Genomic DNA, 16,979 nt, shown 5'->3' on the forward strand with positions numbered 1-16,979 from the left:
ACGGGGGCTGCCATGGTGCTGAAGGGTGTGCTACTGGCATTGTTGATGGCCGCTGCCCCATGGGCGGCTGCCGGCGACAGCCAGCCTGGCCAGATTCGCCTGGTCAGCGAGGAGTGGGTCGACTACACCAACGCAGATGGCACCGGTGTGGCCTGGGACGTGATGCGCAAGGTGTTCCAGCCCGCAGGGATCGAGGTCGTGCCGCAGAGTGCTCCGTATAGCCGTGCCATTGGCCTGGTCAAACGTGGCGAGGCTGACGCCTGGGTTGGCTCGTACAAGGACGAAAGTGAAGACAACCTCTACCCTCGCTGGCATTTCGACGTCGACCATATCTACGCCCTGGGGCTTGCCAGCAAGCCGGCCCCTACACTGGCAACCATAGGCGACTATCGCCTGGCTTGGGTGCGTGGCTATGCCTATGGCAAATACCTGCCCCGCGTGCGGGAGTACCGTGAAATCCAGCGACGCGAAGGCATTCTGCCCATGCTGGAGCATGACCGGGTGGACTTCTATGTCGACGCCATGACCGAAGTGGACTACGTCATCGGGCAAAGCTCGCAACCTGATCGATTCCGGCGCACCCATGTGGTCGAGCTGCCCATGTACCTGGCGTTTGCCCGCAGTCAGCGGGGTGAGGCACTGCGTGATGTGTTCGACAAACGCATGGCCGAACTGGTGCGCAGCGGCGAACTCAAGCCGATATTCGAACGTTGGAAACAGCCTTATCCTTTCGATGCCAGTACCAAACCGTAGCGCGTGGTACATGCCCGCAACCGCTACGCATCGAGGTTTTCGATAATAACCGGCGGTATACTGCGGGAGCACTGCCTGTAAGCTGCTGATACAATCGGTCCATTGAAATTCCCACTTATCCCAGGAGCACAACGTGCCCGTTGTCTTTGTTGCCGCCTCTAAACTCCCGACGCCTTTCGCGACTTTCACCATGCACGGCTTTCTGGATGAAGCCACTGGCCGCGAGCATGTGGTGCTCAGCCTGGGTGATATCGCCGATGGGCAGCCGGTACTGGGGCGCCTGCATTCCGAATGCCTGACCGGCGATGCCTTGTTCAGTCAACGCTGTGATTGCGGGTCGCAACTCGAAGCTGCCCTCCAGGCGATCGCCCGAGAAGGTCGTGGCGTGCTGCTTTACCTGCGCCAGGAAGGCCGTGGCATTGGCCTGCTGAACAAGATCCGCGCCTACGAACTGCAGGACGGAGGGGCGGACACGGTCGAAGCCAACGAGCGCCTCGGGTTTGCTGCGGATCAGCGCGACTATGCCATCTGCCTGCCGATGCTCGAGCACCTGGGTGTCAAGGCGTTGCGCTTGATGACCAACAACCCGCGCAAGGTCAAGGCCTTGACCGACATGGATATCGTGGTGGCCGAGCGTGTGCCGCTACACACCGGGCACAACCCGCACAACAGCCATTACCTGGCAACCAAGGCCGGCAAGCTGGGCCACATGCTGGGCAATGAACACCAGGGCGAGGTGCCCCAGGCGTGACCCGCGCCGAGGTCAAGCGGCGCCTCGCCCTGGCTTGGTGGCAGTACCTGGCGGTGGGGCTTGTGCCGCTGCCGGTCATGGCCTGGGCCTTTGGCGGTGGCGAGGCGATGATTCCCATGTTGGCTATGCCGCTGTTTATCGCTGGCGCAGCCACGTTGTTTCTCACCTTGCCGCGCTTCGGGGCCTACAAGCGCGCGCTGATTGCCACCTCCAAGGCGCTCGGTACCGAAGCCGAGCCTGCTGCGTGGATCGAACTGGCTCGCGTGCGGCGCCTGGCCATGACCTATGCTTGCTTCCCCGCCTGGGTAGCCGCCGTGTCGGTACTGGTGGGCCTGGAAACCGTCCCACAGGTGCTGCTGGCCTTGTCCACCGTGGTCTTGCTCTACTTGTACCGTCTGCCGTCTCAGCTCGGCTGATGCGCCGGCTCATAGCGGGGCTGGCGCTACTGGCCTGCAGCCTGGCGAGCGCTGGGCCACTACGCGTCGTCAGCCTGGCACCGTCGTTGACGGAAATCATGCTCGAACTGCAGGCAGGCGACCTGCTGGTGGGGGTGCTCGATGGGGGTGAACGGCCACCGGCGTTGCGAGCGTTGCCCTCGGTGGGGCGCTATGGCCAGCTGGACATGGAGCGTTTGCTCAGTCTGCGCCCTGATCTGCTGCTGCTGTGGCCGGGCAGCGTACCCCCCGCGCAACGCGACCAGCTCAAACGTCTGGGCATCCCTGCCTTCAGCGCAGAGCCCCACAGCATAGAGCAGTTGATTGGCCAGATCGAAGAAATCGCTGAACACGTAGGCCACGCTGACCAAGGCCGCCGCTACGCTCGCGCCCTGCGTGCACGATTGAAAACACTGCGCCAGCAGTACCGTCGCGACAGGCCCCTGCAGGTCTTCTACCAGGTCTGGGATCGCCCCTTGTACACCTTGGGTGGTCAGCAAGTGATCAGCGATGCACTGGCCGTCTGTGGTGCGCGTAATGTCTTTGCGGATTTGAACCCGGCAGCGCCCCAGGTGAGCGTAGAGTCGGTCATTGCGCGCGACCCCGACATCATCCTGGCCGCCGATGCGCAACAGTTGGCCAGTTGGAAGGCCTGGCCGACGCTGCGCGCGGTGGCGCAAGACGGGTTACTGGTGGTGCCGGACAACGGCATCGAGCGCCCCAGTGGGCAGATGATCGAAGCGACGGCTCGCCTGTGCGAACTGCTGGCCGCTAGAGCGCCGGTGCCCACGTCACGCTGAACAACAGCGTGCGCCCTTCTTCCTGGTAGGCATGGGGGCTGCCCTCGTAGCTGTACAGGGCGCGGCTGTAGCCACGGTCGAACAGGTTGTCCAGCTTCGCCTCCACGGTCAGCGCCTCGGTGGCTGCCCAACTGCCGCGCAGGCCCAGCAACCCATATCCACCCAAACGGTTGCGGTTGGCTTCATCATCGTAGCTGCTGCTGACAGCCTGTACGCTGGCACCGATGCCGAAGGGTCCCACACGGCGGTCCAGGTCCAGGCTCAGGGTGCGGCGTGCCCGTCGGGCCAATGTATGGCCACTGTCGCGGTCACGGGGGTCGATCATCGCCAGGCCCAGCTGGCTGCTCCATTCGCCCCACTGTTGGGCCAGGGCCAGCTCTACACCGTCGACGCGCGCCGAGGCCACGTTGCGGGGAATGGCGTCCTGACCGAACACGATCGCATCGCGCAGGTCGGTGCGGTACAGGGAAGCCTCCAGGCGGGTGTCGGTAGACAGCTGGCTGCGCCACTGCACTTCATAGGTCCTGGCGTGCTCGGGGTCAAGGTCAGGGTTGCTGAACTGCGGGTAATACAGGTCGTTGAACGTCGGGGCCCGGAAGCCTTCGCTGTAGGACAGCACCACATCATTGCGATCATCGAGCGCAACGCTCACGCTGCCACTCCAGGTGGTGTGAGTGCCGAACTGCTCGTTGCGGTCCTGGCGTACGCCCGCTTCGGTGGAGAACAGCGGGCCTTGATAGCGGTGCTGAAGAAACACCGCCCGGTTCCAGCGGCTGTCCTTCTCGAAGTCGGTACTGGCGTGCACGCGGTCCTGATACCAGTCGGCGCCGGCGAGCAGGCTGTGCTGATCGTTCAGGGCTAGGTCGTTCTGCCAGGTCATCTGGTCGCGGTAGGTGTTGAACACAAAGCGTTCTGAGCTCAACGTGTCGCGCTTGTCGTCACGGTTTTCGCTGTGCGCCACCTCCATCCGCGTGTGCCAGTTGTCGGTGAGCTGGGCGTCGAGGTAACTGCCCAGGCTGGCGACGGTGAAGTCGGTGTACGGCTGTTGGCCGACGCTTTGGAAGGTGACAGGGTCGAAGCCGCCGAATGGATTGTCGTATTGACTGCGGCCCTGACTGTGCAGCAGGTTCAGGCCGACTTCGATGCGCTCGCCGAGCGTCTGGCTCAGGCTGAAGTTGAGCGATTTGTTGCGGTAAGCGTCATGGTCGGCGTCACTGCTGAACGACGGTCCGGTTGAATCGATGCCTGCCGTTTCGTCCAGGCTTGCGCCCAGGTTGAAGCGCGTTGAGCCATCGGCGCCCGACACACCCAGGCTGCGCTGGAAGGTTTTTCGGCTACCGGCAGCCAGGCGCACGCGCGGGTGCAGGCCGTCACCGAGGCTCCGTCGGGTGAACACTTGGATGACCCCGCCAATGGCATCGCTGCCATATACCGCCGACCGAGAGCCGCGAAGCACTTCGACACGCTCGATCTGGTCGACGTTGAGAAACTGCAGGCCGCTGTCGCCTGAGGTCGCGTTGGCGATGCGTACACCATCGACCAGCACCAGCGTTTGCGCGGTCTTGGTGCCGCGAATGAAAAGGCCTGGCAAGCTGCCGCGCCCGCCGGTCGGTGCCACTTGCACGCCCGGCACGCGGCTGAGCAGGTCCATGACGCTACTCGGTTGCAGGCGGTCGATATCGGCCCGGGTAAACACGGTGTTCGCAGCACTGGTGGCGGTGCGCGATTCGGCCTGTCGGCTGGCGCTGATGAGCACGTCAGGCAGTTTCAGGGCGTCATCTCGTTCGGACGCCAGCAGGGGCAGAGGGAGGCAAAGCAGGGTGGCAAGGGTCGGGTTTTTCACGGGCGGTACATATCTGCGAAGTCTGCGCACTCCAACACAGCGGAGCCCAGCGCAGAAAGGCCCTTGCCCTCAGAGTCGCCATGAACGAAAAAGAAGCCGGCAATCACAGACCCCGTTGGGTAAATGACTGCCTGCTCGTTTGGCTGAGCACCCGGGCTGCAGCGCAGCCCTGCACATCAAAGTCCCAGCTTGACCATGCGGGCCTTGACGCTAGCTTCGATGCCCGCTGCATCCAGCCCACACTCTGCCAGCATCTGCGCGGGCTTGGCGTGTTCCACATAAAGGTCCGGCAAGCCCAGGTGCAGCAACGGCTTGACCACCGCTTCCCTGGCCAGGCACTCGCCAACGGCAGCACCGGCGCCGCCCATGATGGCATTTTCTTCGAGGGTCACCAGCAGTTCGTGGCTACCTGCCATTTCCAGCACCAAGTCTTCATCCAACGGCTTGACGAAGCGCATGTCGACGACCGTGGCGTTGATCTGTTCGGCTACTTGCAGGGCTTCGGCCAGCTGCACGCCAAAGACCAGCAGCGCGACCTTTTCACCCCGGCGACGAACCACGCCCTTGCCAATCTCCAGCGGTTCCAAGCCCTCGTCGACAGCAGCGCCAGGGCCTGTACCGCGCGGATAGCGCACGGCAGCCGGGCCGTTATAGAGGTGGCCCGTACTGAGCATCTGGCGCAACTCGCTTTCGTCGCTGGGGGTCATCACCAGCATGCCAGGGATGCAGCGCAAGTAGGACAGGTCATAGCTACCGGCATGGGTCGGGCCGTCTTCACCCACCAGACCGGCGCGGTCGATGGCGAACAGCACGTCCAGGTTCTGCACGGCCACGTCATGAATCAACTGGTCATAGGCCCTCTGCAGGAAGGTCGAGTAGATAGCCACTACCGGTTTGCTACCTTCGCAAGCCATGCCCGCCGCGAGCGTGACGGCATGCTGCTCGGCAATCGCCACGTCGAAATAGCGTTCAGGGTAGCGTTCGCTGAACGCCACCAGGTCGGAGCCTTCCTTCATGGCCGGCGTGATGCCGACAAGGCGATCGTCGGCGGCGGCCATGTCGCAGAGCCACTGGCCGAACACGGCGGAATATTTCGGTCCGCTGGCCTGTTTCGGCGCAACCGGCTTGTCCACAGGCTCGAGCTTGGTGATGGCGTGGTAGCCGATCGGGTCGATCTCGGCCGGGGCGAACCCCTTGCCCTTTTTTGTCACCACGTGCAGGAACTGCGGGCCTTTGAGGTCGCGCATGTTGCGCAGGGTGGCGATCATCGTGGGCAGGTCGTGACCATCGATGGGACCGATGTAGTTCCAGCCCAGCTCTTCGAACAGCGTGCCGGGTACCAGCATGCCCTTGGCATATTCTTCGGTACGCCGCGCTATTTCCCACGCACCTGGCAGGCGCGACAGCACTTTCTTGCTGCCTTCGCGCATGCTGGAGTAGGTGCGGCTGGAGAGGATCTTGGCCAGGTAGTTGGACAAGCCTCCCACATTGCGCGAGATCGACATGTCGTTGTCGTTGAGGATCACCAGCATGTCGGCGTTGACTTCCTGGGCGTGGTTCAACGCCTCGAACGCCATGCCTGCGGTGAGTGCGCCGTCGCCGATGACCGCAATCGACTTGCGAGCGCTGTTTTGCAGGCGCGCCGCGATGGCCATGCCAAGGGCTGCGCTGATCGATGTGCTGGAGTGTCCGACGCCGAAGGTGTCGTACACGCTTTCGCTGCGGCGCGGGAAGGCGGCTACGCCGTCCTTCTGGCGAAGGCTGAGCATGCGGTTGCGGCGCCCGGTCAGAATCTTGTGCGGGTAGGCCTGGTGGCCCACGTCCCATACCAACCGGTCATCGGGGGTATCGAAGACGTAGTGCAGGGCGATGGTCAGCTCGATGACGCCCAGGCCGGCACCGAAGTGCCCACCGGTCTGGCCCACGGTATACAGAAGTTCCTGGCGCAACTCGTCGGCCAGGGTCTCCAGGTCGGCTTCGGCCAGACGGCGCAAGCCATCTGGCGTGTCAGCGCGGTCGAGCAGCGGCGTGACCGGGCGTTCGCGGGGGATCTCTTGAAACGTCGTGGGCATCAGGCGAGTCGTTATAGGTGTATTAAGACGCGGCAGTTTACCCCATTGTAGGAAAAGCTGCCCATTCAGACGGGTGACGCGCTGGCGGCTTAACAGCCATCACGCGGTACTCGCCAGGTCAGTTGCGGCGTTCGACGATGTAGCACGCCAGGGCTCGCAGTGGCTCGGCCTTTTCGTCGAAGCTTTCCAATGCGACCAATGCCTGGTCGCGCAGTTCGATCGCGTAGGCCTTGGCCGCCTCCATGCCCAGCAGGGCGGGGTAGGTCGGCTTGTCGCGGGCGATGTCGGCGCCCTGGCGTTTACCCAGTGTAGCCGTATCGCTTTCCACATCGAGGATGTCGTCCTGAACCTGGAAGGCCAGGCCGATGGCCTGCGCATACACCTGCAAGGCATCGAGCTGCGCCTGGTCGGCGCGGGCACTGGCCAATCCGCCCAGGCGGACGCTGGCCTCGATCAGTGCACCGGTCTTGTGCCGGTGCATGAACGCCAAGGCTTGCTGGTCCAGCTTCATGCCCACCGAGCCCAGGTCGATGGCTTGCCCGCCCACCATGCCAGCGGGGCCGGCGGCCGAGGCCAAGGCCTGCACCATGGCCAGGCGAAGTGCGTCGGTCTGGGGGCTCAGGCGGGGGTCGAGCAATGCGCTGAAGGCCAGGCTTTGCAGGCCGTCACCGGCAAGAATGGCACAGGCCTCGTCGAACGCCTTGTGCGTGGTCGGCTGGCCGCGGCGCAGGTCGTCGTCATCCATGGCCGGCAAGTCGTCGTGGACCAGCGAGTAAGCGTGGATGAGCTCGACGGCGCAAGCGGCGCCGTTGGCGTGCTCCGCCGGAGCGCCCAAGGCCTCGCAGGCCGCGTAGACGAGCAGCGGGCGTACGCGTTTGCCGCCGTTCATCACGCTGTAGCGCATTGCGGCGTACAGGCGTTCAAGCTCGGCCGTAGGGGCGATGAACAGCGGCTCGAGTGCGCCATCGACGCGTGCCTGGCAGGCGGACTGATAGGCACCGATCATGCCTCGGGCTCCACGTCGAAGGGCTGGGCAGTCAGCTCGCCATCGCGCTCCAGCAGAACCTGCACCTTCTGTTCGGCCTGAGCCAGTGCGCCTTGGCAATCACGCGTCAGGGCAATGCCTTGTTCGAAAGCGGCAAGCGAGTCCTCCAGGGACAACTCGCCGTTCTCCAGGCGCTCGACCAGTGCCTGCAACTCGGCAAGGGATTGCTCGAAATCAAGGGAAGCTTTTTTGCGGGCCATGGCGGCAGTCTCGGCGGTAGTCTGAACGCCGCGACACTAGCAGAGCGGGGCGGGGTGAGCAAACCGCCATTGGCACGGCAGCGCCGGGTTGGCGCTACCGTTCAGGCCCTGGCGTGGCCAGGTCGATCAGATCGCCGCAGCCGTTTGCGCCTGCAGCGCCAGTCGATACTGCGCCAACTCGTCGATGGTCAGCATGGGAAGGTTGTACTGGCGTGCATAGACGGCCACTTCCTCACCGCGAGCCATCGTGCCGTCAGGGTTCATCAATTCGCACAAGACGGCTGCCGGCCGCAGTCCGGCCAGGCGGGCCAGGTCAACCGAGCCTTCGGTGTGACCGCGACGCGTGAGCACACCGCCATTGCGCGCGCGCAGCGGAAACACATGCCCAGGGCTGACGATATGCCGTTGCTCGGCCGAAGAGCGCAGTGCAGCGGCAATCGTGGTGACCCGGTCCTGGGCGCTTACGCCAGTGCTGATGCCCTCGGCAGCTTCGATGGTGACCGTGAACCCGGTGCCGTGGCGGGCCTGGTTGTTCTGGACCATGGGTGCCAGTTGCAGCTCATCGACCGTTGCCTCGTCCAGGCACAGGCAGACGATACCGCTGCAATCGCGGATCATCATGGCCATGGTCTGCAACGAAATGTTCTCGGCAGCGGCAATGATGTCCGCTTCATCTTCACGGTCGTCATCGTCAAGCAGCAGCACGGGGCGACCGGCCTTGAACGCGGCGATGGCGGCGGTGACATTGGGAAAGTGCACAGGGTGCAAGGTAGACATGAAACGCTCCTCGTAAGTGATCGATGAACGTCTCGGGGCGAGCAAAATGCGTGCGCAAGGGTGCCCGTGGGGCCCCTGCCTGACGCCTTCTTTCATCCGGACTATGACCGTCGGCCCTGGAATCTCACCAGGTCTGCTGACCTCCGGCATGGCCGGAGCGCTCGCGGGCTCATCTTTCGATTTACCGCCGGTGGGGACTTTCACCCCGCCCTGAAGACCGGGCAAGCATACCGCACCCTGTGCCTGGGTTGGCAACCCGCCGTTATGATCTAGACCGCTGTCAGCGGCTGGGCGAGGTGCCCTGCGGTGCTGCTTTGCTCAAGGTGTCGATCACCCAGTGCAGCGACGCCGCAAGCATCGGCCCATGCCCAAGGCCGTCGAACTGCTTGAAAGACACCTGCACGCCCTTGAGCTGGGTCAGGCTGGCGGCGAGGCTCCGTGCCGTCTGATCGGCGTGGGGCTGGGCCGGTTCGCGGGGGCTGGCCGGCTCCAGTGAGCCGCGCATCAACAGCACCTGCGGTTGGGCATCCCCCAACCGCGCCGGCAGGCTTGCCGCTTCGCGCAGGATCGCGCCGTCATGCCACCACAGCGATGGGCTGGCCGCCGCATAGACGGCGAATGACTTGGGCCGGGTGAAGAGGGCATGGAGCACGGCCAGGCCGCCATACGAGTGCCCCCACAGCGTCTGCTGCTGGGGGTCGATGCTCACCAGTGCTGCCAGCCCCGAGCGCATGCGGGTCTCCAGCAGGTCAAGAAAGGCATCCACCCCGCCGCTGGGTAACCCGGTGAGTGGGTCGCGTTGCTCTGTCTGCCCGGCCAGCGCCGGCGTGTAGTCGTAGGTTCGGCTGGTTCTGTCGATGCGCTGGCGGGTCTGGTAACCCACGGCGACCAGTACGGGGGCCTGGCCGGCGGCCAAGGCATCGAGTCGTTGTGGGTCCAGTGCGCTCAGGGCTGCATTGCCGTCGAGCATCCACAACACAGGGTAGCCGGTTGCGGGGGCGGCGCGCTTGGGCAGTCCTATCCACAGCCGGTAGTGACGCGCGCCGTCTGCCGAGTCGAGGTCCAGGTGGGTGAATCGATAGGCCAGGTCCTGGCGTGCCAGCAGCGTCGTATCCATCGGCTGGTCATGCTCGGGCTGGGCCGTGGCGGCACCGGTCACAAAGGCCAGCACAAGCGCCAGGCCCCGGATCATTCTGTTCATCAGGCATCTCTTCACGGCATTGCAGGCGCTGCAACTCAAGCAGCCAGATGATAATCAGCCTTTGACATGCGTAAAGCGCCTTAACTTTCTAAACCGTTGACGCTGGCCGGCAGGGTAAGGTGCAGGCGCAAGCCTGGGTGAGCATTGCAGGCCCAGAGTCTGCCACCCTGCAATTGGACGGCGCGGCGGGCAATGGCCAGGCCCAGTCCGAAGCCTGCGCCGCTGGCGGTCAGCCGCTGGTACGGTTGGAAAATGCGCTCAAGCGCGGCCTCAGGCACGCCGGGGCCTTGATCGCGCACGCACAGGTGCCAATGCGTACCCTCTCGCCAGCCCTCCAGGCAGACGGTTCCTTCGGGCGGGGAGTGCCGGATGGCGTTTCGCAGCAGGTTCTCCAGCGCCTGGGCCACGCTGTCCAGGTGCACCTGGACCACGCAGTCCTGCCCGAGTGTGCACGGCAGGCGTGCGGGGCTCCAGCCGCTTTCGAAGCAGATGTCCTGGCACAGCGCCTCCCACAGTGATGCCATCAGTACCGGTTCGGTGGCCAGGACGGGCTGCTCGGTATCCATCCAGGCCAGGTCGAGGGTGTCTTCCAGCAGTTTCTGCATATGGCTCGTTTCATAATCCATGCGCGCGCGTAACTGGGCGGCGGGCAAGTTGCTGTCATGGGCAATACGCAGGCGTGCCAGCGGCGTGCGCAGTTCGTGGGACAGTGTGCGCAGCAGCAGCCGCTGCTGTTCCAGGCTCTGGCGCAAGCGATTGGCCATATGATCGAAGGCCTGCGCCAGTTCGCCCAGCTCATCGCGCCGGTCTTGCAGGGGCAGGCCTGGGCTGTCCAGGTCGTTGGCCCGCAGCGCATCGGCGCGGTCACGCAGGCGGTTCAACGGGGCGACAAGGTGACGGTACAGTGCCAGCCCCATCAGCAGGGCCAGCAAGGCCGGCGCCACACCGTGGGTAACCAGGTGAGTCCAAGGCGTCAGCCCGGTGGGCAGCAGCCGCTCGGGCAGTTGCATCACCAGGCGACCGTGCTCGGGATGGCGCGGGAAGGTAATGCTGACGTAAGGCAGTTCGCCTTGCAGGCGGCGGCTCATGGGCCAGTTCAGCTTGCGCATGAAGGTCAGGTGACCCGCTTCCTCGGCTGTGAGCTGTGTGGTCCCCAGGCTTTGCAGGTAAGGGCCGACGACGGCTGCCCAGGTGTCCTCGGCCCTTTGCACCTGCTTACGCCAGGTCTCGACCCCCACGGCGCCTCCTTGCTCCCAGGCGAGCTCGGCCTGCCGGGCATAGCGGGCCAGGTAGTCCTGGTCGGCCTGAGCCAGGAAATAGGTGCTGCGTTCCACCGTCAGGCCCCAGGTCCAGATCAACCAGGTGAGCAGCAGGCAGAAGCTGACCTGCAGCAGGGCCAGCTTCCACAGCAGCGGATGACGCCGCATCAGGCCGGGCTCTGCACGACCAGGACATAGCCCTGACCACGCACAGCCTGGATGAGCAGATGCTGTATGCCAATGTCCGCCAGCTTGCGGCGCACGTTGCACACATGCACATCCAGGCCCCGATCCAGGCGCGTGTAGCCACGGTGCAGGACGGTCTGGTACAGGAAAGGCTTGCTCAGCGGCTCCCCGGCATGGGCGTGCAGCGTGATCAACAGGCGGAACTCCGAGCCAGTCAACCCCGCCGGCATGCCGTTGTGCATGACGTCCTGGGCCGCGTGGTCGAATACGGGCTCATCAGCGCGCGTTGCCAGGGGCGGCGTGCTGTGGAAGGCGACCCGGCGCAACAGTGCGTCTACCCGCGCATCCAGTTCCGCCAGGCTGAAGGGCTTGGGCAGGTAATCGTCGGCGCCGCGGGTGAATCCGGTGATGCGGTCCTGCTCGGCACCCAATGCCGACATGAGGATCACCGGTACGGCCTGCTTGCGCCGCAGTGCATCGAGCAGGCTCAGGCCATCGAGACCTGGCAGCATGATGTCCAGCAGCGCTAGGTCGAATGCGCATCGCCGGGCATTGGCCAGCGCCGCTTCTCCCGTCGCGCATGCATGTACCTCGAAGCCACGGTCGATGAAATGGCGGTAAAGGTCGTGGCGTAAGCGTGGGTCGTCTTCGACCAGCAGCAAGGAGGTGGGCACGGCGAGCCTTGAATGAGAATTTATATCAGTTGCAAATCATCCCACCGGACTCGGCCCTAGGCAATGGCCCCAATGTGTTAAGAAGGTTAATGCTGCTGCATGCCCTGTACCTGCTCCGGTATCGTTCGCAAAAAGCAATATGTTTCGTTTGCGAATTACTATCATATGGGCGAAGGGTGCGGCATGAATGTTTTCAGTGGGGCAGGGCGCGCGCGGCGCGTGCGGGGATGGCTGGTGGCAGGGCTGGTGGCGCCGTTTTCACTTTCGGCATTGGCGCAAGACGTAGCCGTGGTGGTCAATGCCGATGACCCCCTCGACCTGCCTGCATTGACCATCGAAGGCAATCGGCTATACGACATGCTGCCCTCCGAAACCACTGGCGGGTACAGCGTGGACGCCGCCACCGTGGGCACCAAGACGCCAGCCGCCTTGAAGGACATCCCGCAGTCGATCACCGTCTATACCCAGGATTACGTCAAGGATCGGCAGTTTGTCCACCTCGATGACCTGGCCAAGTACACGGCCGGCTTGCGTACCCTGACCAACGACAGTGGTCGGTCGTCGATCTACGCCCGTGGCTATGAGTACAGCGAATTCAACATCGACGGCCTGCCAGCACCGATGGCGAGCATCTTCGGGACCGTGCCATCGCTTGTGGCCTTCGACCGTGTCGAGATCATGCGTGGCCCGGCCGGACTATTCAGCAGCACCAGCGAACTGGGCGGTATCGTCAATATGGTGCGCAAGCGGCCGACGGCGGACTTTCAGGGGCATGTCGAGGGTTACTACGGCACCTGGGATACCAATCACCAGGAACTGGACCTGAGCGGGCCGCTGGACGAAAACGGACGGGTGCGCGGTCGCTTCATCGCCTCGCGCGACGACACCAATGGCGAAGTCGACTACAACGCCAACACCAGCAACAGCTACTACGGCGCGCTCGATGTCGACCTGGACGAGGCCACCACCTTGTCGTTCGGCCTGATCCACGAGGTCAAGAACATCACGCCGCACAACGGCTACCCGGCAACGTTGGACGGCAAGGTCCCTGACTTCAGCCATTCCCGCTTTCTGGGCGCAGACTGGAACGCGTTCGACGGCAAGACCACCGATCTGGTCGCTGAGCTGACTCATCGATTCAACAACGGTGGTTATGGCCGCATTGCTGCCCGCGGGTCGCACCGCGATACCAACTATCTCTACGCCTTCACGGCCACGAACCCTACCACGGGCAAAAACTCCGAACGCGCCAGTGCACGTGATTTCACCCAGGACACCTACGCGGTCGATGCCAGCTACAGCCAGCCCTTCGAAACCTTTGGCCAGGTCAGCGAGTTCGTCGTCGGCAGCGATTACAAGAACTACGATACCGAGTACCTGAACGGGGCCACGACGCTGGGCAACATCAACGTCAACACCTACTCGCCCAAGCAGTTCGCTAAACCAGCTGCGAACTACACGACCGAGACGGGCATGCAGGAAGAGGAGTACGGCTTGTATTCCAAGGTGACCTTCCGCCCGGTCGAGCGCCTGGCGTTGATTGCCGGCGGGAGGTTCAGTTGGTACCGCGGCGATTTCTACACCACGACCCTCAAGAGCGGTGTCACTGCGGACGACAGCAAGCAGGTCGATGGTCATTTCACACCCTATGCGGGGGCAGTCTATGACCTTTCCGAAAACCATGCGCTGTATGCCAGCTATTCCCAGGTGTTCAAGCCGCAATCGGCAACCGATGGCGACGGCCGGGTACTCAAGCCACGCGAAGGCGAGCAGTACGAAGTGGGCATCAAGAGCAGCTACTTTGGTGGCGCGCTCAACACGCGCCTGTCGGCGTTTCGCCTGACCGACGAAAACCGCGCCACCACCCGTTACGACAGCGAAGGCGTTGCGACCAATGACTCGGTGGCTGCGGGCAAGACACGGGTCAAGGGCGCGGAAGTGGAAGTCAGCGGCAAGCTGACCGATAACTGGGAGCTGCTAGGCGGCTACACCTGGATGGACACCGAAACCGTGAAGGGCGATGCCGAAACCACGTTCTTCATCATGCCGCGCCACCAGGCGTCGCTGTGGAGCAAATACACCATCAGCCGTGGCGCGCTCACCGGGCTGGCCATCGGTGGCGGCGTTTCGGCAATGAGCAATTTCCACTCGGAAAACGGCGGGGTACGTATCGACGCGCCGGGTTATGCCACCGTGGACGCCATGCTTTCCTACCCGGTGACCTCCAAGCTGACGGCCACCGTCAACGTCAACAACCTGTTCGATCGCGATTATCTGTCGCGGGTGGGTTCGACTTCCACGTTCAACTTCTACGGCCCGTCGCGCAGCGTGCTGGTGGGTGCGCGTTACGATTTCTAGAGGCGTGTACCGACGGGTAATGCGGCGCCGCCTGAGCGTCTCGCCGCATTTTCCTGGCTGAAAAACAGGCATTAAAAAGCCGGCTTGTGGCCGGCTTCTCGGGGACGCTTCCGACTAATTTATGGTAAGCCGCAATCGCCTTAACGGTGTGACCAAAAGAGGCCTGAAAGAGATGGCTGATGCCCGTATGGGGTATCGCCGAGCCCTCTGGACTGCGGCTTGGGCCGGTCGGGGCTGATGTGCGCGTAGCATACAAGGGCATGCACCTGATGCCCAGCAAAAAATGGCACAGGGTGTTTCAGCCAGGCCGCTGCCGTCGAAAATGGGACCAGTGATAGACCCATCCCAGGATCTCTAGCCCTTGCGCCTGGCGCTGGCTGGGGGTCAAGCGCTCGACGGCATAGTTGTGCCGGTCATGGCTGTGTAGGTAAAGCGTGCCGTGCTCACCCATGGTCAGGTTGTGCACGCGCAACGCACCATTGATCAGCAGGGCATAGGTTTCGCCCTCCACGATCTGGGTCATGCTCATGTCGATGGCCAGGGTCGCTTCGACGGGGATCAAGGGGGCCATGTTGCCGCCTGGCATGGCCATGCAGATGGACGTGTCGTGTTTGACACCCAGCATTCGCAGGGCGTTGGCCGGCAGGCGCAAGGCACGCCCCGACACCTTGCACAGCAGGCCATTGCGCACCTCGTGGAACGGCACGTGCACTACGCGCCCGCGATGAACCGCACGCGGAATGGGAGCATCTATCGGCACAGGGCGTGGCGGACAGGTGCGCAGGATGGCATTGGGATGCTTGGCGCCTTCACCCGTGCGCAGCCAGCGACGGTGCACGCAGAACAGGTCGGCAAGCTCGTCCAGGCGAGCCAGCGGTACCCCGCGATTGAACCAGTTGTTGACGTGCTGAGGCGTCACGCCGCGCTGTGCGGCGAAGTCGGCAGGGGTCAGTCCGCATTCCTGAAGAAGGGCTCTTAAACGTTCACCAGATGTGTTCATGGGGAAAGTTTAGCGGCACGGTGCCACCAAGGGTATGAACAAGATGTTGATGGGCAAAGGGGAAACGTAGGGCAGTCAGACGCGGGTGTAGGACGTTGTAGGACGCTTGCGCCGCGATTGGCTGTGAAGCGTATTGCGCGCCAAAAAAAACCCGCCGAAGCGGGTTTTTCGTGCAATCAGGATTAGCCTTTGTAGGCTTCGACCGATTTGGTGATCGCAGCGCGGGCGGCGTCAGCGCCGTCCCAGCCTTCGATCTTGACCCACTTGCCTTTCTCGAGATCTTTGTAGTTGGCAAAGAAATGCTCGATCTGCTGGATCAGCAGGGCAGGCAGGTCGGTGTACTCCTTCACGTCCACGTACAGCTGCGACAGCTTGTCGTGGGGGACCGCGATGACCTTGGCGTCGCCGCCGCCATCGTCGGTCATGTTCAAGACACCCACCGGGCGGGCGCGGATGACCGAACCTGGGGCCACTGGGTAAGGGGTAACCACCAGCACGTCCAGCGGATCACCGTCGTCAGCCAGGGTGTTGGGGATGAAGCCGTAGTTGGCCGGGTAGAACATAGGGGTGGCCATGAAACGGTCGACGAACAGCGTGTCGCTGTCCTTGTCGATCTCGTATTTGATCGGCGCGTGGTTGGCCGGGATCTCGATGGCGACGTAGATGTCGTTCGGCAGGTCTTTGCCCGCCGGAATCTTGCTGTAGCTCATTGGGCAGTGCCCCCGTGTTTGACCAAAAAAGTGGCGGCGATTATAGGCATATTCCGACGGGGCATGCCACGTCTGGCCCAATGAACCGGGCGCTAGGCGGGGGGATGGCGATAGTCGGGATGCTCGCTTTGCAACCGGGTCAGGCGTGCAAGCGGGTTCTGCCGGTAGAACAGCGACAGTTGCTGGTAGACCTCGGGGTAGGCCTGGTGCAGCAGGTCGGGGGCGCTGAAGAAGTACTCGCTGGTTACGGCGAAGAACTCGGCGGGGTTTTCGGCGGCATAAGGGTCGATCGGCGTGTCGGCTTCCGGGTCCCGATCGAGTTGCCGGTTGAGGTCGTCGAAGGCGTGTTGCATGGCATTCGCCCAGCGTTGCACAGGCATGTCGCTGTGCAGGGGAGGCAGGCCATTGGCATCGCCATTGAGCATGTCCAGCTTGTGCGCCAGCTCATGGATGACCAGGTTGTAGGCTTCCCAGCCGCCGCTGCCGAATACGCCATTGCAGGCCAGGATGATCGGGCCCTGCTGCCAGGCCTCGCCACTGTGTTCGCCGTCCCAGGCGTGCTCCACGCCGCTGGCGTCCCGGTGGCGCTGCGGGCTTTTGAAGTCGTCGGGGTAGAGGATGATTTCGTGAAAGCCCTGGTACCAGTTCAGGTCGCCCAGGTGGAGTAACGGCAGTTGAGCTTGCGCTGCCAGTACCAGGCGTTGCTCATCGTCGAGCTCGACGCCTGGCAGGCACGTCAGGTGCTTTTCGTTCAGGAACAGGATGCTGGCCTCGCGCAACCATTGGTCTTCGGCCTCGTCGATACCGTCCAGTATGGGCAAGCGCTCGCGCACGGCTTGCCACTGCTGGACGCTGATCGGGAAGCGCGCCAACGTGCGCTTGCGCCGCCAGGCGCTGAACGACCACATGCCCGCTC

General features: G+C 63.5%; 16 protein-coding genes and 1 riboswitch. Of the genes, 5 read left to right on the forward strand and 11 right to left on the reverse strand.

Annotated elements, in window-relative coordinates; genetic code table 11:
• Positions 1-12: 12 nt before the first annotated feature.
• From FH041_RS20150 to FH041_RS20165, 4 genes are all read left to right on the forward strand, one after another.
• Positions 13-753 (forward strand): ABC transporter substrate-binding protein, encoded by a 741-nt coding sequence (locus FH041_RS20150; protein WP_028687665.1) that lies wholly within the window; start codon positions 13-15, stop codon positions 751-753.
• Between the two features lie 133 nt (positions 754-886).
• The gene (gene ribA, locus FH041_RS20155) at positions 887-1,504 is read left to right on the forward strand and encodes a GTP cyclohydrolase II (protein ID WP_023534989.1); all 618 of its coding nucleotides are present in this window, start codon (positions 887-889) and stop codon (positions 1,502-1,504) included.
• On the forward strand, positions 1,501-1,920 hold the full coding sequence (locus FH041_RS20160; RefSeq protein WP_027915133.1) for a hypothetical protein: 420 nt from the start codon (positions 1,501-1,503) through the stop codon (positions 1,918-1,920). The genes ribA and FH041_RS20160 overlap by 4 nt, the downstream gene beginning before the upstream one ends.
• Entirely contained in the window at positions 1,920-2,738 is an 819-nt protein-coding gene (locus FH041_RS20165; RefSeq protein WP_028687664.1) for a cobalamin-binding protein, read from the forward strand. Before FH041_RS20160 ends, FH041_RS20165 begins: the two co-directional genes overlap by 1 nt.
• Here the strand turns inward: FH041_RS20165 and FH041_RS20170 are convergent.
• The 8 genes from FH041_RS20170 to FH041_RS20205 all read right to left on the reverse strand — a co-directional run bounded on the left by FH041_RS20170 (position 2,710) and on the right by FH041_RS20205 (position 11,995).
• Positions 2,710-4,581, reverse strand: coding sequence for a TonB-dependent receptor domain-containing protein (locus tag FH041_RS20170; protein ID WP_088523670.1), 1,872 nt, complete (start codon positions 4,579-4,581; stop codon positions 2,710-2,712). The two genes, FH041_RS20165 and FH041_RS20170, sit on opposite strands and share 29 nt — an antisense overlap.
• Positions 4,582-4,757: 176 nt before the next feature.
• Entirely contained in the window at positions 4,758-6,653 is a 1,896-nt protein-coding gene (gene dxs / locus FH041_RS20175) for a 1-deoxy-D-xylulose-5-phosphate synthase (protein ID WP_059183600.1), read from the reverse strand.
• A 118-nt stretch (positions 6,654-6,771) separates the two neighbouring features.
• The gene (gene ispA, locus FH041_RS20180; protein WP_049695372.1) at positions 6,772-7,659 is read right to left on the reverse strand and encodes a (2E,6E)-farnesyl diphosphate synthase; all 888 of its coding nucleotides are present in this window, start codon (positions 7,657-7,659) and stop codon (positions 6,772-6,774) included.
• Positions 7,656-7,898, reverse strand: a complete 243-nt coding sequence (locus tag FH041_RS20185; protein WP_023534977.1) for an exodeoxyribonuclease VII small subunit — start codon at positions 7,896-7,898, stop codon at positions 7,656-7,658. The genes ispA and FH041_RS20185 overlap by 4 nt, the downstream gene beginning before the upstream one ends.
• Positions 7,899-8,024: 126 nt before the next feature.
• The gene (gene ribB / locus FH041_RS20190; protein WP_023534985.1) at positions 8,025-8,675 is read right to left on the reverse strand and encodes a 3,4-dihydroxy-2-butanone-4-phosphate synthase; all 651 of its coding nucleotides are present in this window, start codon (positions 8,673-8,675) and stop codon (positions 8,025-8,027) included.
• An 80-nt stretch (positions 8,676-8,755) separates the two neighbouring features.
• Positions 8,756-8,897: riboswitch (FMN riboswitch) on the reverse strand.
• A 58-nt stretch (positions 8,898-8,955) separates the two neighbouring features.
• The gene (locus FH041_RS20195) at positions 8,956-9,876 is read right to left on the reverse strand and encodes an alpha/beta hydrolase (RefSeq protein ID WP_049695374.1); all 921 of its coding nucleotides are present in this window, start codon (positions 9,874-9,876) and stop codon (positions 8,956-8,958) included.
• Between the two features lie 80 nt (positions 9,877-9,956).
• Positions 9,957-11,303: a sensor histidine kinase gene (locus FH041_RS20200; protein ID WP_028687659.1), complete on the reverse strand. Its 1,347-nt coding sequence runs from the start codon at positions 11,301-11,303 to the stop codon at positions 9,957-9,959.
• A complete protein-coding gene (locus FH041_RS20205) occupies positions 11,303-11,995 on the reverse strand; it encodes a response regulator transcription factor (RefSeq protein WP_027915140.1) in 693 nt (230 codons plus the stop codon). Before FH041_RS20205 ends, FH041_RS20200 begins: the two co-directional genes overlap by 1 nt.
• A gap of 183 nt (positions 11,996-12,178) precedes the next feature.
• Between FH041_RS20205 and FH041_RS20210 the strand changes: the two genes are divergently transcribed.
• Complete coding sequence (locus FH041_RS20210; protein ID WP_049695398.1) at positions 12,179-14,353, forward strand: TonB-dependent siderophore receptor; 2,175 nt, start codon at positions 12,179-12,181, stop codon at positions 14,351-14,353.
• A 298-nt stretch (positions 14,354-14,651) separates the two neighbouring features.
• Here FH041_RS20210 and FH041_RS20215 read toward each other — a convergent pair whose 3' ends face one another.
• From FH041_RS20215 to FH041_RS20225, 3 genes are all read right to left on the reverse strand, one after another.
• The gene (locus FH041_RS20215) at positions 14,652-15,353 is read right to left on the reverse strand and encodes a helix-turn-helix transcriptional regulator (RefSeq protein ID WP_027915144.1); all 702 of its coding nucleotides are present in this window, start codon (positions 15,351-15,353) and stop codon (positions 14,652-14,654) included.
• 182 nt (positions 15,354-15,535) lie between these two features.
• Entirely contained in the window at positions 15,536-16,063 is a 528-nt protein-coding gene (gene ppa, locus FH041_RS20220; protein ID WP_023534987.1) for an inorganic diphosphatase, read from the reverse strand.
• A 92-nt stretch (positions 16,064-16,155) separates the two neighbouring features.
• Complete coding sequence (locus FH041_RS20225; protein ID WP_049695376.1) at positions 16,156-16,971, reverse strand: zinc-dependent peptidase; 816 nt, start codon at positions 16,969-16,971, stop codon at positions 16,156-16,158.
• Between the last annotated feature and the right edge of the window lie 8 nt (positions 16,972-16,979).

Source organism: Pseudomonas sp. SWI7 (assembly GCF_006351945.1).
GTDB classification, from domain to species: domain Bacteria; phylum Pseudomonadota; class Gammaproteobacteria; order Pseudomonadales; family Pseudomonadaceae; genus Aquipseudomonas; species Aquipseudomonas fulva.